The organism is Salipaludibacillus agaradhaerens (genome assembly GCF_002019735.1).
GTDB classification, from domain to species: Bacteria; Bacillota; Bacilli; order Bacillales; family Salisediminibacteriaceae; genus Salipaludibacillus; species Salipaludibacillus agaradhaerens.
In genome coordinates this window covers 2,783,956-2,799,714 of the sequence record NZ_KV917378.1, presented here as the reverse complement: position 1 = coordinate 2,799,714, position 15,759 = coordinate 2,783,956, and the positions used below count along the sequence as shown (strand labels likewise).

Here is a 15,759-nt window from a genome sequence, read left to right as displayed (position 1 = left end):
ACTAATATCTATTGAATATTATTTATATGCGGATAGATAATATAAAGTTAGCTGAAGACAAGCCCTCGGAAAAGAATTCATCTGTAGTGAGGATGAGTCTTAACGTTCGGAAATAACGATAAAACGATGGTTTATGAAATCGATTCAAATAGAAAAACAAGAGAGACAGCAAGAAAAGAAGGGATATAGCATGGCAAAAAAAATTAAGGAAATGATTGTAGTTGAAGGTAAAAACGATACGAACACGCTTAAAAATTGGTTTGATTGCGATACGATTGAAACAAACGGCTCGGCAATCTCCCTAGAAACAATTGAAAAAATTCGCCTCGCATTACAAAAGCGGGGTGTCATTATAATGACAGATCCCGACTACCCTGGCGAAAAGATAAGAAAAACGATTGATCAGCAAGTTCCTGGTTGTAAGCATGCTTTTTTAGCAAAAGAGGTTGCAAGGGATTTGAGGCGACAAAAAATTGGTATTGAGCATGCTTCGAAGGAAAATCTCTGGTCAGCTCTCGAAGCATCCAAACCATCGTTTAGTGAGGAACATGACGAGGCACAAACAAATGATGTCACTCAAGCTTCTTTACAGAGGGCAGGTTTAATTGCCGGTGGTTCAGCTAAACGCCGCCGTGAGCTACTCGGTAAAGAGCTGGGGATCGGTTATACTAATGGCAAACAGTTATATAAAAGACTAAAACAATTTAGAGTCACGCAAGAGGATTTTGAAAGAGCGCTGGCCAATGTTGAGAAGGAGCTGTATAGACATGGTTAAGGATATTGCCACACCAGCGAGAACACAGGAAATTTTAAAGAAACATGGCTTTTCATTCAAAAAAAGCTTAGGGCAGAACTTTCTCATTGACACGAATATTTTAAGGAACATTGTTGAGGCAGCCAGTTTATCGGATTCCTCAGGAGTGATAGAAATTGGACCAGGCATTGGTGCCTTGACTGAACAGTCGGCTAAAGTGGCGGAACGTGTGTTAGCTTTTGAAATCGATCAACGGCTTATGCCCATATTAAAGGAGACGTTAGCCCCCTTCCCACACGTGAATGTGATTCATAAAGATGTATTGAAAGCAAACGTGAGAGAAGAGATGGCCAAGTTCTTTTATGAAGGTCAGGATGTGGCAGTTGTAGCGAATTTACCTTATTACATTACGACGCCAATATTAATGAAATTACTTGAGGATAAGCTACCGGTGAGAGTGATTGTTGTGATGCTTCAAAAAGAGGTAGCAGAGCGAATTGCTGCTGCTCCGGGATCAAAAGATTACGGGTCTCTTTCAATTGCAGCTCAATATTATGCAGAGGCAGAGACCGTTTTTACTGTGCCTAAAACCGTGTTTATTCCCCAGCCTAATGTGGACTCAGCTATTTTAAGACTTACAATTAGAGACAAGCCGCCTGTTAGAGTGAATAATGAAGAACGCTTTTTTCAAATCGTACAAGCCTCGTTTGCTCAACGAAGAAAAACATTATTAAATAATCTTTCTGCCTATTTTAAAGATACGTTAAGTAAACAGGTAGTAGCAGAGAAACTACAGGATTTAAATATTGATCCAAAAAGACGTGGAGAATCTCTTTCAATGGAGGAATTCGCCCGTATTGAAAATAATATGAGTGAAAATGAATAGAATGAATCGTAACGATATAAGCCTCCCGTGGCACCTTATAGTCTCCTTGCATATATTAGCTTAGAAGGAGGCGTTTTTGATGGCAGAGTTCAAAGTGGGTCAAATTGTAGGCCGTTCATCTTATGATTGTGATGTCTTATTCCGAATTCATAAATTAAATGGAGACATAGCCGAATTACATGGGGAAGAAGTGCGTCTTGTGGCTGATGCTCCAATTGATGACCTTGTCTTTATTCAAGAAGAGGAACGTAAAGAGAGAAAAAAGAAACAAAAGGTCAAAGAAGACAGCTGCTATCACTTATTTCGCCAGGAGCGCAAGCTGGTTAGAGAACAAAATGACTATGAAATGACATCGGGCTACACAAAAAAAAACTCTTATTTCGAAATGCCAGGAAAAGTTCTTCACCTAGACGGTGATCAATTATATTTGAAAAAATGTACGGATGTTTATGACCGACTCGGTGTCCCTGTGTATGGTGTCTACTTACCCGAAAAGGAAATGCCCGAGCAAATTGCTGCTTTAATCGATATGGTCAGACCTGACTTGCTTGTCATAACAGGCCATGATGCGTACATTCAATCACGGGGAGATAAAGCGGATATTAAAGCTTATCGTAATTCTAAGTATTTCGCAGAATCCGTTCGGGAGGCACGAAAAATGGTGCCTTATATGGACCATCTTATGATCTTTGCAGGAGCTTGTCAGTCCCATTTTCAATCTATTTTGAAAGCAGGGGCAAATTTTGCAAGCTCACCTAAAAGAGTGAATATTCACGCCTTGGACCCTGTATATGTTGTATCGAAAGTTAGCTTAACCCCATTTACAGACCGAATTAGTGTATGGGACATTTTAAAAACCACCCTTTCTGGAGAAAAAGGATTAGGCGGTCTTGAGTCCGTAGGCGCTATGAGAAGAGGAGCCCCTTTCTTTGCAGATAAACATGATGATAATGAGCGTCGTTCAGGTCGGCACATAATATAAAAAATATAGGTCATCCTAATAAATATGAAAAATAATGAGAAATGTATTGACACTGATGGTACGCATTGTTATAATTTTAGTTTTGCTTGACAGTTGTCCACCTTCGTGTTATACTTTTCTCTAAGTGAGGTGTGGTGGATGGCGAAAACATTATTGGAGATTAAACAGGTTTTAGAAGCAAATGTAGGGAAGAAGATTACGATTCAAGCAAATGGTGGGCGTAAAAAAATGATTGAACGCTCAGGTTTATTGGAAGGTATTTATCCTGCAGTGTTTACGGTCAAACTGGATCGTAGTGAACATTCTGTAGAAAGACTCTCTTATAGTTATACTGACGTACTCACGGAAACAGTTAAGTTAACGATGCCTGAAGAGCTGGCAGACGAAGCTTAAGTTGTGAACACGATAGCGCAAAAAATAATCTAAATGACGTCTTAGCTTTTTTTTTGTGCTATCGAAAAGAAATCGCTGGCAAAAGTAGCTCCCCATGAACGATGGGGGGCTATTTAATTTAACTAAAAATTACTAACGTCAAATAACATTCTCTGGGCAAACTAAGGATGTCGCACTGGTAAAGGGGAGAGGTTGCCAATGAGTAGACGCCGTGGTGTCATGTCAGATCAGTTTAAAGAAGAACTTGCAAAAGAACTGGGATTTTATGATACCGTCAAGAAAGAAGGATGGGGCGGAATTCGTTCGAGAGATGCTGGTAACATGGTAAAGCGAGCGATTGAAATCGCTCAGGAGCATGCTAAAAAGTAGCCAGAAAACCAGTAGCGGCACAAAGGCCAGGGCTTAAGCACTGGCCTTTTTTTGTTGCTCTCAGGACAATCCAAACGCTTATATGAAAAGAAAGAAAGCCGTTGAAAATGGCTTTAGATCCTGCTCGTGGAGAGAAAAGGTAGTATGGGTCGATAACTAATGGTAAAATAACGAAAGATTGCAACAGAAGAAGCAGGTGATAACATGGAAAGAGTCTTTAAAGCTCCAGCGAAAATAAACTTAACCTTGGATGTTCTCGGAAAACGAGAAGATGGTTACCATGAAGTGGAAATGGTTATGACAACAGTGGATTTGGCTGACAGAATCCATCTAAAATTATTGAACAGTAATGATATTCGAATAGAAGTTAATAAAGGCCATGTGCCAGCTAATAAACATAATCATGCTTATCAAGCAGCATATTTATTAAAAAAAGCATTTAATATTCAAACGGGTGTCGCTATTTTTATCGATAAAAAAATCCCCGTCTCAGCAGGACTAGCTGGAGGAAGTACAGATGCTGCTGCTGTGTTACGTGGCCTTAATGAGATGTGGAATCTCGGGCTTTCATTAGAGGAATTAGCTAGTATAGGCCTCCAAATTGGCTCAGATGTTCCGTTTTGTGTCTACGGTGGTACAGCTGTCGCCAGAGGAAGAGGGGAGAAGCTCAGTTTTATATCGACGCCACCCCCCTCGTGTTGGGTAGTCCTTGCCAAAACGCAAGCTGGTGTATCCACAAAGGATATTTACGGTAGCTTACAACTAGATAATATGTCTCATCCAGATACTGCAGGAATGATTCAAGCAATTGAACAACAGGACTTTAATGGGATGTGTCAGCGGTTAGAAAACGTCATGGAACCAGCAACCTTCAAGCTTGCTCCAGAAGTCAACATGATTAAAGAGAAGCTTATTCAGTTCGGTGCAGATGGAACGGTGATGAGTGGAAGTGGCCCTACTGTCTTTTCTTTAACTCGCAGTGATGCAAAAGCAGAGAGGTTATACAATGGTTTAAAAGGATTTATGGAAGAAGTGTTTGTAGTTCGTATTTTAGGTGAACGTTACGAGGATTTCAAGAAGTGACTCTTGTTAATTCCGGATAAAAATGATATATTACTGATAAATTATTCGGATTTAGCGGAGGTGCATGAATGAAATACAGACGAAGCGGGCGCTTAGTGGATATGACACATTATTTATTAGCGCATCCACATCAGCTTATACCATTAACATTTTTTTCTAGTCGATACCAATCAGCAAAATCATCCATTAGTGAGGACATCGGTATCGTTAAAGATATTTTGGAAAAGAAACATTTAGGAACAGTTGCTACATCAGCTGGGGCATCTGGTGGCGTAACATTTATCCCGACAGTTAATTTGGAAGAAGCAGCACAACTTATCGATCAGCTGTGCGACAAACTTCAAGATCCAGAGAGGTTATTACCCGGCGGGTATTTATATATGATGGATATTATTGGAGATCCCGCGTTGATGCAAGAATTAGGAAGGATATTCGCGTCTTATTACCGGCATAGTAATGTAAATGCCGTCATGACAATGGCAACGAAGGGAATTCCGATTGCATACGCTGTGGCTACGCATCTCCATGTTCCTGTTTGCATTGTCCGACATGAACAAAGAATTACGGAAGGCTCGATTGTAAGTATAAACTATGTATCTGGATCAACTAAAAGAATCCAGACAATGTCGCTTGCCAGAAGAAGCCTTGCTCCGAACTCCAACGTTCTCATTGTGGATGATTTTATGAAAGCAGGCGGGACGATCCGTGGGATGATGGATCTTGTGAAAGAATTTCAATCCACGGTGGCAGGAGTGGGTGTGCTAACTGAAGCTGTTCATGAAGAGGAGAAGCTTGTGAGTACTTATACTTCATTAACAAAGCTCTCACGAGTAGATGAAAAGAACCAACAGATTCAAGTTGAGCGTGGTACTATTTTTAATTAACGATGTTTTAAGGCCTATAATTGAAAACATAAAGCAATTTAACTATGACCCTTCATCTATTTTTTACTGACCAGTTTATCACCTACCCTTTTTTTAGGATTTTTTGATCAAAAAAGAAGGATAATTCCATTTTGTATCGAAACGGTTACAATAGGAATCTATTTTCATAGGGAAAAGGTGGTGGCAAACTTATGGAAGTGACTGATGTGAGACTGCGCCGAGTTAATACGGAAGGCCGAATGCTTGCGATTGCATCTATTACAATTGACGATGAATTCGTCGTTCATGATATTCGGGTAATTGATGGCAACAATGGCATGTTTGTGGCAATGCCGAGTAAACGGACGCCAGATGGGGAATTCAGGGACATTGCTCATCCTATTTCGTCTAAAACACGGGAAAAAATTCAATCGGCTGTATTAGGGGAATATGAACGAGCCGGAGAAGATGAAGAAGCATATGAAGAGGCAGGTGCTTCATAAAAATAGTTATAAAACGTTTAAACCTGGTCCAAGTAAGATAGAGTGACCTAATTAAATGAGACAAGGAAAAAACACCCCCATAGTCGTATATAAACTTAACGACAAATTTGGAGGTGTTTTTCTTATGGGCCGAAAAAATAATGTTTATCCAGAAGAAATAAAAAAAGAGGTTATTCGATTAAAGTTAACAGGAGAGTATACGAATAAAGAATTGATGGCACGCTTTGGCATTAAAAATAAAACACAGATTAAGACTTGGATGAGATGGTATAGAAAAGGAGAAGAACAACGATTAGCTCAACCTGCTGGAAAGCAGTATAAGTATGGAAAAGGATCAGAGGATATGAGCGAAATTGACCTGTTAAAAAGAAAATTGTCCTATTATGAAATGAGAGAAGAACTGTTGGGAAAGTACCAGGAAATCGAAAGGAAGTGGTGCCAGAAGCATTCGTAGAATTGGTTGAAATATTGAAGTCTAAATACACGATTACGTCGATTTGTGATTGTTTGAATGTTCCCAGTCAACTTATTATCGTTGGAGAAAGACATCTTGGAAACCTAAACCTTTAGAACAATTGGTATTAACTATTTGTAAAGAATTTAAATATAGAGTCGGGCATCGAATGGTGAGGGATCTTCTTAAAAAGGAACATCATATTAACGTCAATCGAAACACCGTTCAGAAGATCATGCAGAAGTTTAATATCCAATGTCGCGTAAAGCCAAAGCGACAATCCTATATAGCTGGGGAAAGTAAACTTGTGGTTGGGAACCTGTTAGAACAACATTTCTCCGCAGAGAGTTCGAATCAAAAGTGGGTGACTGACATTACATACTTACCTTATGGTGAAAAGATGCTATATTTATCAACCATAATGGACTTGTATAACAACGAAATTATTGCCTATCGAATCAGTGATAAACAAGATCTCTCGCTCGTGATAAACACTTTAGAAGATGCTTGTAGAGGTAGGGAGACTTATGGCGTCCTATTACACAGTGACCAAGGAGCTCAGTATACATCCTATAAATTTCAAGAAAAAGCAAAAGAAAAAGGCATTACCACAAGCATGTCTCGGAAAGGCAACTGCTTTGATAATGCCGTCATTGAATCCTTCCATTCCTCACTAAAGTCGGAAGAATTCAGCACTCAGCAACGAGTGCACCTTACAAATTCTATTGTACTAGAAAAAGTAGAAACGTACATGTATTATTACAATTATATACGACCATTTAAAAAGTTAAACTGCCATACCCCAGTAGAATTCAGGAGTATGGCAGCCTAGGTGTTTTTTTAAATCTCATTTTTCTAGGTCAGTTCAAGACATTTGGCCCGGGTTTATTTTTATGCTCTAACATTTATAAGTCACACATTATCTTTTGAAAAGTTTAAGTGAGGGGCATTGTAAAAAAGCATTTTGAGCCCAATCAGTCATTATTATTCATAAAAAAACATTTATTATTAAGGGAAATGACATTGCCGCAAGTACGTGTATCTCCTACTAATCTTGAATTAAAAACAAACATAGCAACAGTAAAAGGCGTAATTAAACAGAAGCAAAGCCTTGAAATGATGGACATTTTAAGATATATTCATAAGGGAAAATCAGGCCCTGGAGGTTAAGACATGACAAAAAGATTTGCCGTTGTATTAGCAGCAGGAAAAGGAACACGGATGAAATCACAGTTATATAAAGTGCTTCATCCAGTATGTGGTAAACCAATGGTTCAACATATTTTAGACGAATTAAACGTATGTCGAATTGATCAAACAGTCACAATCGTCGGCCATGGAGCTGAAAAGGTTAAAGAGCTTCTCGGTGATAAAGTGGCATATGCTTTGCAAAAGGAGCAGCTTGGAACAGGACATGCTGTTATGCAGGCCGAAGAGACTATAGGAGATGAACAAGGTACCACGATTGTTGTTTGTGGAGACACTCCGCTACTGACAGCTGAAACGATGGAAGCTCTTTTTACACATCATGAGGAACAAGGGGCAAAAGCGACGATCTTAACAGCATTAGCAGAAGATCCAACAGGCTACGGAAGAGTAATAAGGGACAGCACACAAGCAGTGAAGAAAATTGTAGAACATAAAGATGCGTCCAGTGAGGAAAAACAAGTAAAAGAAATAAATACAGGGACGTATTGTTTTGATAACAAAGCTCTTTTTAAAGCCCTAAAGCGTGTTGGAAACGATAACTCTCAAGGCGAGTACTACTTACCAGATGTTATTGAAATCTTGCAAAAGGACAATGAAAAAGTGTCAGCCTATCAAACTAATAATTTCTATGAGACGATGGGTGTCAATGACCGTGTAGCTCTCAGTGAAGCTGAAAAATGGATGAAAAAGCGAATTAATGAGAAATGGATGCGAGAAGGAGTCACGTTAATAGACCCTGAGCAGACGTATATTTCTGCTGACGCTGTCATCGGTCAGGATACGATTATTTCACCGGGCACGATTATATCAGGAACTGCGACTATCGGTGACAATTGTGAGCTTGGTCCTCACACTGAAATAAAAGATAGTCGAATTGGCCATGGTACTGTTGTCAAACAATCAGTGGTGCATAACAGTGATGTAGGGAGTCACGTTTCAATTGGACCATTTTCACATCTCCGTCCCCAAACAGAATTAGCTGACAAGGTAAGAGTAGGGAATTTTGTTGAGTTGAAAAAAATGTCCATGGGAGAAGGGAGTAAAGCCTCCCACTTAAGCTATTTAGGTGATGCAAAAATTGGTGAAGGTGTTAATGTAGGTTGTGGCGCCATTACCGTTAATTATGATGGTGAAAATAAATTTTTAACAACGGTAGAAGACGGGGCATTTATCGGGTGTAACTCAAACTTAATTGCGCCTGTCACTGTCGGAAAAGGCGCATATATAGCAGCAGGCTCAACAATTACAGACGATGTACCACAAAAATCTTTAGCAATTGCCCGAGAGCGTCAAACGACCAAAGAGGGCTATATAAATAAATAACGCGATCAAAGTTAGTTAAAAAATGATGGAGGTTTTACTAAAGATGGCTCAGTATAAAGACGACAATTTGAAGGTATTTACGTTGAACTCTAACCCAGAGTTGGCGCATGAAATAACGAAAGAAATCGGTATTGAAATGGGAGAGAGTTCAGTTACTCGGTTTAGCGATGGTGAGATTCAAATTAATATTGAAGAAAGTATTCGCGGATGTGATATTTTCGTCATTCAATCTACAAGCTCTCCAGCTAACGAAAATATTATGGAACTGCTTATTATGATCGATGCCTTAAAACGAGCATCAGCTAATAATATTAATGTCGTGCTACCTTACTATGGTTACGCCCGTCAAGATAGAAAAGCGCGTTCCCGTGAACCGATTACAGCTAAACTTGTAGCTAACCTACTTGAAACTGCTGGTGCTACAAGAGTTATTTCATTAGACCTCCACGCCTCTCAAATTCAAGGATTTTTCGATATTCCTGTGGATCAACTCGTTGGTGTTCCTATACTGGCCAACTATTTTGAGGAAAAAAATCTAGAAGATATTGTCGTTGTTTCCCCTGATCACGGTGGTGTTGTACGTGCAAGAAAAATGGCAGACCGGCTAAAATCACCTATTGCGATTATTGATAAGCGAAGACCGAAGCCAAACATGGCTGAAGTGATGAATATCGTTGGACATATTGAAGGGAAAACAGCGATTATTATTGACGATATCATTGATACTGCTGGTACTATGGCGTTAGCAGCTAATGCCATGATTGAGAACGGTGCAAAAGAGGTGTACGCATGTAGTACTCACCCGGTATTATCAGGCCCAGCGATTGAGCGTATTGAAAACTCTAAAATTAAAGAATTGGTGGTCACCAATACGATACCTTTACCAGAAGAGAAAAAAACAGGGAAAATTACCCAATTGTCAGTGGCACCTCTTTTAGCTAAAGCGATTATTTACTGTCATGAACAACGCTCTGTCAGTCGTTTATTTGACTAAATATTGACGTGTGTAGCAACTATAGAAGCATCATCGTAAGTGGTTTTATACTGGTGTCCAGCGATAATTCGATAAAAAGAGGTTTTAATTGAATGAAGGATGGGAAAACCATAGAAAGACCTAAAAAATGACGAGGTGATTCAATATGGCTACAGTTTTACAAGCAGCAGTCAGAGAAGATTTTCGAGGATCGCGATTATCAAAAATAAGGCAGGCAGGTAACATTCCTGCAGTTGTTTACGGTAAAGCATTTGGAAATAAAGCCGTTGCCGTTGAAGAAGTGGCATTTATTAAAACCCTTCGCTCTCAAGGGAAAACGGGTGTTTTTAAGCTCGATATAGATGGGACACAAACAGATGTGATGATCTATGACATGCAATATGATTCTATAAAAAATGAGTATCTTCACATTGATTTTTATGCAGCTGACATGACATCTGAAATGGATGCTGACGTCCCTGTTCATGTGATAGGCGAATCTAAAGGGGTAAAAGACGGTGGCGTACTACAACAAGCTGTTTATGAGCTTTCTGTACGTGCTTTGCCGGCTGATTTACCAGATGGTATAGAAGTAGATGTAACCGATCTGGATGTAAATGACGCTTTATTAGTTAAAGACTTAAAGAGTGGAGCAAACTTTGAATTTAATAGTGAACCAGAAGAAGTTGTCGTCTCTATTCTCCCTCCAGATGAAGAACCTGAAGAACCAGCAGTCGATGAAGGAAGAGAGCCTGAATTGGTGGATGGGGACCCTAATGCTGAGGCTGAAAAGAGCGGTTCAGATGAGGAGAAGCAAGATTAAATGATGATGGGGAGGGTATAACCACTCAGGTTATACCCTTTTCATTCTTTATTCTTTTCTGTAACCTAGTTAACTTTCCTTCCGTAATCCAGTATAATGAAAGAAGCCGCATCTCGTAAGGAGAGACCTATTATGTTTTTAAAGAAGCTTTTCAAAGGAAGGGCTGGAGAGAATGAAGGAGAGAATGGAATAATGAAACTCGTCGTAGGGTTGGGTAATCCGGGGAAAGAATATGAGCGGACACGGCATAATGTCGGCTTTGAAGTTATTGATAAGTGTCAACAACTGGTCAATGTAGAACTTAATCAGGCAAAGTTTAAAGGCGCATATGGGGTTACACGAATAGGTACAGAGAAAATATACTTATTAAAACCACTTACATATATGAACCTGTCCGGTGAATCAGTTGGGCCACTTATGAATTATTTCAAAATGACGCCTGAAGACTTACTCGTCATTTACGACGATTTAGATTTACCACCGGGGACAATCCGACTGCGCCAAAAGGGTGGCCATGGAGGGCACAATGGCATGAAATCCATTATTCAACATATAGGAACTGATCAATTTAAGCGAATAAGAGTTGGCGTCGGTCGCCCTGACCCAGGGGTATCGGTACCAGATTATGTTTTGGGGAATTTTCCCCCACAAGAACGAGAAGATATCGATGATGCGGTTGATCGGGCAGCCCAAGCCGTACAGAAGTGGACTGAAACAGATTTTCTAAAAGTCATGAACGACTATAATCAATCGTAATCTACATGTTTGAGTAACCTAAGGAAGCTGAATAGTCTTATGTTCTTGTGTCCATACTAGTGATGATTCGACATGCTATAAGGGGGATCATCATGGCTATTCATTATTACTGTCGCCACTGCGGGCACAAAATGGGCACAATTGATGCTGATGTAGATGGGCGCCAACTTGGAATAGAGCAATTAAGTGATCAAGACAAACAGGAAATGATTGATTATGATCAACAAGGACATGTTCATATTAAAATTATTTGTGAAGAGTGTGAACGAACACTTGAAAAATACCCTGCATATCATGAGCAGGAATCCTTTCTTAATTGATACAAGAGAGGTCTATACAAGCTTTGGCTTATACGCCAAAGCATTTTTCTCATATAATAACTATCTTTAAATCGATCAGCAATAGTAGTTGATAAGATGACGTTGCCCCTCCTGTAAAGAGGCAGCGTTAAAAAAGTGAAGGTAACATAGCATTTAACTAACACACGTCTTTTGAATGGTGTGGTGTCATGTGAAGATGAATGGGTCTTTTCAAAGAGAGAGCGTTTTGATATTTAAACGCTTATGTCTTTATAAATAGTAAGTAGTTATATGAATAGTTCTAGTAAGAAGTTGTGTGAATGTATCATAGTAGACTCATTGTCAGAGTGGCGCATACGTGAAATAATTCAGAAGGAATAAAGTATGATAGTACAATGGACGAGATAAAGGTGGGAGAAATCTTGGAAGGGCTTATTAAATCAATTTATAACAGTGATGAGTTAGTAAGCATCACAGAAGGGTTGGAAGCGAACCTGTCTGAGCAAATGATATCAGGAGTTACAGGGTCGGCGCGCTCACTTATGCTTGCAGCCATATTTAAACGAACAGGGAAATCTCAGTTAATCATTACTCATAACCTATTTCAAGCACAAAAGTTATATGAAGACCTAACGTCCGTCATTGAGGAGGAGCATGTTTATCTCTATCCCGTAAATGAACTCATTTCATCAGAAATCGCTGTAGCTAGTCCAGAAATGAGGGGGCAAAGAATGGACGCACTTAATCAGTGGTCTTCTAATCGAGAAGCCATAGTCATCGCCCCGGTGGCAGGTGTAAGACGTCTGTTGCCCCCACCTGCTATGTGGCAGGAACGTCAGCTATCATTAACAACTGGAGAAGATATTCAGTTAAACAAGATAATTACTCAATGTGTATCCATGGGTTTTCAAAGAGTAGATATGGTGTCTGCACCCGGTCATTTAAGTGTTCGAGGTGGTATTATCGATATTTATCCTTTATCTGAAGAGCATCCTGTGAGAATTGAATTATTTGATACAGAGATTGACTCCATACGATTTTTTGATGTGGAAACTCAGCGCTCCAAAACGCAAGTGACAGGAGTCACAATTGGGCCTGCTAGAGAGATTTTAATGGATGACGACCATTTTCAACGTGGGGCTGAAAAACTAGAAATTGAATTAGCTTCTACGTTAAAAAAGGTGAAAGATGCAAGTGTCAAAGAGAATTTAGCAGAGCAAGTAAGCATGGAAATTGATTGGCTTAAGCAGCATACGATGTTCGATGCGATGTATAAATATATGTCTCTATATTACGAGAAAGAGTGGACCCTTATGGATTATTTACCTTCAGGGGGGGCAGTCTTTGTCGATGAGGTAAGTCGTGTACAGGAAATGGTCCAGAGTCTAGAAAAAGAAGAAGCTGAATGGCAGACGACCATGCTATCTCAAGGAGCAATGGTATCAGGCCTTGATATGTCTCGTTCTTGGGATGCTATTATTCAACAAAGTGATGCGCCAAAGTTGTATTTGAGTCTTTTCTTGCGTCATGTACCAGCTACACAGCCACAAAATATTGTTAATATTCAAAGTAAATCAATGCAAAATTTCCACGGTCAACTTCATTTATTAAAAAATGAAGTTGATCGGTGGAAGGATGCGGACTATTCCATTGTGTTTCTCTGTTCTGGAGAGGAACGAGCAGAAAGAATGAAAAGCGTTTTAGAAGATTACGAGATTGAAGCAGCCATTGTGTCTAAAGAGCAAGAGCCGGCTAGAGGACAGGCACAAATTAGTCCAGGCCATCTAATGGCAGGATTTGAATTGTCTATGCAACGGATAATCGTGATTACTGAAGAAGAAGTTTTTACGAAACAAACGCGTAAACCGAAACGCCGACAAAAACTTTCTAATGCTGAAAGGATAAAAAGTTACTCAGAATTAAAAGTTGGCGATTGGGTCGTTCATGTTAACCATGGTATTGGGAAATATTTAGGGATTGAGACGCTTAAAGTAGGAGATATTCATAAAGATTATATGCATATTTCTTATGCGGGAAACGATAAGCTATATGTTCCCGTTGATCAAATCGATCAAGTCCAAAAGTACGTTGGTTCTGAAGAAAAAGATCCGAAACTTTATGCTCTTGGTGGAAGTGATTGGAAGAAAGTTAAGAAGAAAGTGAAATCCTCTGTACAAGATATTGCTGATGATTTAATTAAACTATATGCAGAACGTGAACGGACAAAAGGGCATGCTTTCTCTAAAGACGGACCTGAACAACAAGAATTTGAATCATCGTTTCCATATCAGGAAACGGAAGATCAAATCCAAGCAATTGAAGAAATAAAGGCTGACATGGAACGCGAACGTCCAATGGATCGATTGTTGTGCGGGGATGTCGGTTATGGAAAGACAGAAGTGGCACTTCGTGCAGCATTTAAAGCCATCATGGATGGAAAACAAGTGGCCCTTCTTGTACCGACAACTATCTTGGCCCAACAGCATTATGAAACGATTCGTGAGCGTTTTCAAGACTTTGCTGTTAATATCGGCTTGTTAAGCCGCTTTCGTACAAGAAAAGAGTTAAAATTAACAGCCGATGCAGTAAAAAATGGCACGTGTGATATCGTCGTTGGTACACATCGCCTTCTCTCTAAAGATATAAATTTTGCAAAACTAGGTTTGCTTATTGTCGATGAAGAACAGCGATTTGGAGTGACGCATAAAGAGAAAATTAAGCAACTGAAAGCGAACGTCGACGTCCTAACGCTAACAGCTACTCCTATTCCACGAACCTTGCACATGTCCATGCTTGGAGTCAGAGATTTATCTGTTATAGAAACGCCCCCAGAAAATCGGTTTCCCGTCCAGACGTACGTGGTGGATTATAATGAGTCACTGGTTAGAGAAGCCATTGAACGGGAACTTGCGCGAGGCGGGCAAGTGTACTTTTTATACAATCGTGTAGAGGATATAGAATCGATGGCCGATAAAATCTCTATGCTTGTGCCGGAAGCGAATATTCAGTTTGCCCATGGGCGCATGACAGAAAATGAATTAGAGACGGTTATGTTGGACTTTTTGGAAGGAAATACAGATGTGCTTGTCACGACCACCATTATTGAAACAGGGGTGGATATTCCTAATGTTAATACTCTCATCATCCATAACGCTGATCGAATGGGCCTTTCTCAGCTTTATCAACTTCGTGGACGAGTAGGACGTTCCAACCGTGTTGCTTACGCTTACTTTACTCATCAACGGGACAAAGTGTTGACGGAAGTCGCTGAAAAACGCCTACAATCAATCAAAGAATTTACGGAGCTCGGTTCCGGCTTTAAGATCGCCATGCGAGATTTGTCAATTCGAGGAGCGGGTAATTTACTAGGTGCGGAACAACACGGTTTTATTGCCTCGGTAGGATTTGACCTTTATTCTCAAATGTTGAAGGATGCTATAGACGAGCGAAAGGATCAAGGGAATGGCGGAGAAAAATCTCAGTCTGTGAGGGAGCCAGACATCGAGCTGGATGTAAAAGTAGATGCGTACATTCCTGAATCATATATTGCCGATTCTAAACAGAAGATTGATATGTATAAGCGGTTTAGATCCATCAACTCTCAACGAGACCTGTTAGACTTACAAAATGAAATGATTGACCGTTTCGGTGATTACCCGCCTGAAGTAAGTTACCTCATGGCAGTGTCTAAAGTTAAGCTACTCGCTAAACAGGAAGGGATTGAATCTATTTCGGAGAAAAATCAGCAATGTAAAGTGGTTCTTAGTGAAGAAGCAACAGCAAGGATCGATGGAGCAAAGCTCTTCACTCTCGTTAACAAGCTATCTTCAAAATTACATTTATCCATGGCGGGGAGTCAAATTGTTATACACCTGAAAACAAAGTCTTTGACAGATGGTGAATATATGGAGATTCTTGAACAAGTGCTTGGAAAGTTAGACGAAGTACGAAAAGATGAAGTGGCAAATGCTTAATGACATAATGTTATAAAGGGAAGGCTCTTCTTTTAAGTTGATTACTTATTAACTTAAGAGGTGGGCCTTTTAAATATTTAAATAGTGGGGACTTTAAGGGTAAAGAGACGGTGAC

The 15,759-nt window shown here is 39.8% G+C and carries 14 protein-coding genes and 1 pseudogene; all 15 read left to right on the top strand.

Annotation, left to right across the window (positions count from 1 at the left end):
• Nucleotides 1-190: 190 nt before the first annotated feature.
• The 15 genes and pseudogenes from rnmV (at nucleotide 191) to mfd (ending at nucleotide 15,644) form a co-directional block, all read left to right on the top strand.
• On the top strand, nucleotides 191-775 hold the full coding sequence (gene rnmV / locus BK581_RS13140; RefSeq protein ID WP_078578594.1) for a ribonuclease M5: 585 nt from the start codon (nucleotides 191-193) through the stop codon (nucleotides 773-775).
• Complete coding sequence (rsmA, locus tag BK581_RS13135; RefSeq protein ID WP_078578593.1) at nucleotides 768-1,640, top strand: 16S rRNA (adenine(1518)-N(6)/adenine(1519)-N(6))-dimethyltransferase RsmA; 873 nt, start codon at nucleotides 768-770, stop codon at nucleotides 1,638-1,640. Before rnmV ends, rsmA begins: the two co-directional genes overlap by 8 nt.
• A 79-nt stretch (nucleotides 1,641-1,719) precedes the next feature.
• Complete coding sequence (gene yabG / locus BK581_RS13130) at nucleotides 1,720-2,622, top strand: sporulation peptidase YabG (protein ID WP_078578592.1); 903 nt, start codon at nucleotides 1,720-1,722, stop codon at nucleotides 2,620-2,622.
• Nucleotides 2,623-2,760: 138 nt separating this feature from the next.
• A complete protein-coding gene (locus BK581_RS13125) occupies nucleotides 2,761-3,015 on the top strand; it encodes a Veg family protein (RefSeq protein ID WP_078578591.1) in 255 nt (84 codons plus the stop codon).
• 198 nt (nucleotides 3,016-3,213) lie between these two features.
• Nucleotides 3,214-3,384, top strand: coding sequence for a small, acid-soluble spore protein, alpha/beta type (locus BK581_RS13120; RefSeq protein WP_078578590.1), 171 nt, complete (start codon nucleotides 3,214-3,216; stop codon nucleotides 3,382-3,384).
• Nucleotides 3,385-3,588: 204 nt separating this feature from the next.
• Nucleotides 3,589-4,467 carry a 4-(cytidine 5'-diphospho)-2-C-methyl-D-erythritol kinase gene (gene ispE, locus BK581_RS13115; RefSeq protein ID WP_078578589.1) on the top strand — a complete coding sequence of 293 codons (879 nt, stop codon included), beginning with the start codon at nucleotides 3,589-3,591 and terminating at the stop codon, nucleotides 4,465-4,467.
• Between the two features lie 68 nt (nucleotides 4,468-4,535).
• A complete protein-coding gene (gene purR, locus BK581_RS13110) occupies nucleotides 4,536-5,351 on the top strand; it encodes a pur operon repressor (protein WP_078578588.1) in 816 nt (271 codons plus the stop codon).
• Between the two features lie 191 nt (nucleotides 5,352-5,542).
• A complete protein-coding gene (gene spoVG, locus BK581_RS13105) occupies nucleotides 5,543-5,833 on the top strand; it encodes a septation regulator SpoVG (protein WP_078578587.1) in 291 nt (96 codons plus the stop codon).
• 124 nt (nucleotides 5,834-5,957) lie between these two features.
• Nucleotides 5,958-7,119: pseudogene (locus BK581_RS13100) on the top strand (IS3 family transposase).
• A gap of 341 nt (nucleotides 7,120-7,460) precedes the next feature.
• Nucleotides 7,461-8,819: a bifunctional UDP-N-acetylglucosamine diphosphorylase/glucosamine-1-phosphate N-acetyltransferase GlmU gene (glmU, locus tag BK581_RS13090; protein ID WP_078578585.1), complete on the top strand. Its 1,359-nt coding sequence runs from the start codon at nucleotides 7,461-7,463 to the stop codon at nucleotides 8,817-8,819.
• A gap of 43 nt (nucleotides 8,820-8,862) precedes the next feature.
• The gene (locus BK581_RS13085) at nucleotides 8,863-9,813 is read left to right on the top strand and encodes a ribose-phosphate diphosphokinase (RefSeq protein WP_078578584.1); all 951 of its coding nucleotides are present in this window, start codon (nucleotides 8,863-8,865) and stop codon (nucleotides 9,811-9,813) included.
• A 145-nt stretch (nucleotides 9,814-9,958) separates the two neighbouring features.
• Nucleotides 9,959-10,615: a 50S ribosomal protein L25/general stress protein Ctc gene (locus BK581_RS13080; protein WP_078578583.1), complete on the top strand. Its 657-nt coding sequence runs from the start codon at nucleotides 9,959-9,961 to the stop codon at nucleotides 10,613-10,615.
• A gap of 192 nt (nucleotides 10,616-10,807) precedes the next feature.
• Nucleotides 10,808-11,371: an aminoacyl-tRNA hydrolase gene (gene pth, locus BK581_RS13075; RefSeq protein WP_078579938.1), complete on the top strand. Its 564-nt coding sequence runs from the start codon at nucleotides 10,808-10,810 to the stop codon at nucleotides 11,369-11,371.
• 92 nt (nucleotides 11,372-11,463) lie between these two features.
• Nucleotides 11,464-11,691 (top strand): anti-sigma-F factor Fin family protein, encoded by a 228-nt coding sequence (locus BK581_RS13070; RefSeq protein ID WP_078578582.1) that lies wholly within the window; start codon nucleotides 11,464-11,466, stop codon nucleotides 11,689-11,691.
• A 401-nt stretch (nucleotides 11,692-12,092) separates the two neighbouring features.
• On the top strand, nucleotides 12,093-15,644 hold the full coding sequence (gene mfd / locus BK581_RS13065; RefSeq protein WP_078578581.1) for a transcription-repair coupling factor: 3,552 nt from the start codon (nucleotides 12,093-12,095) through the stop codon (nucleotides 15,642-15,644).
• Nucleotides 15,645-15,759: the final 115 nt, after the last annotated feature.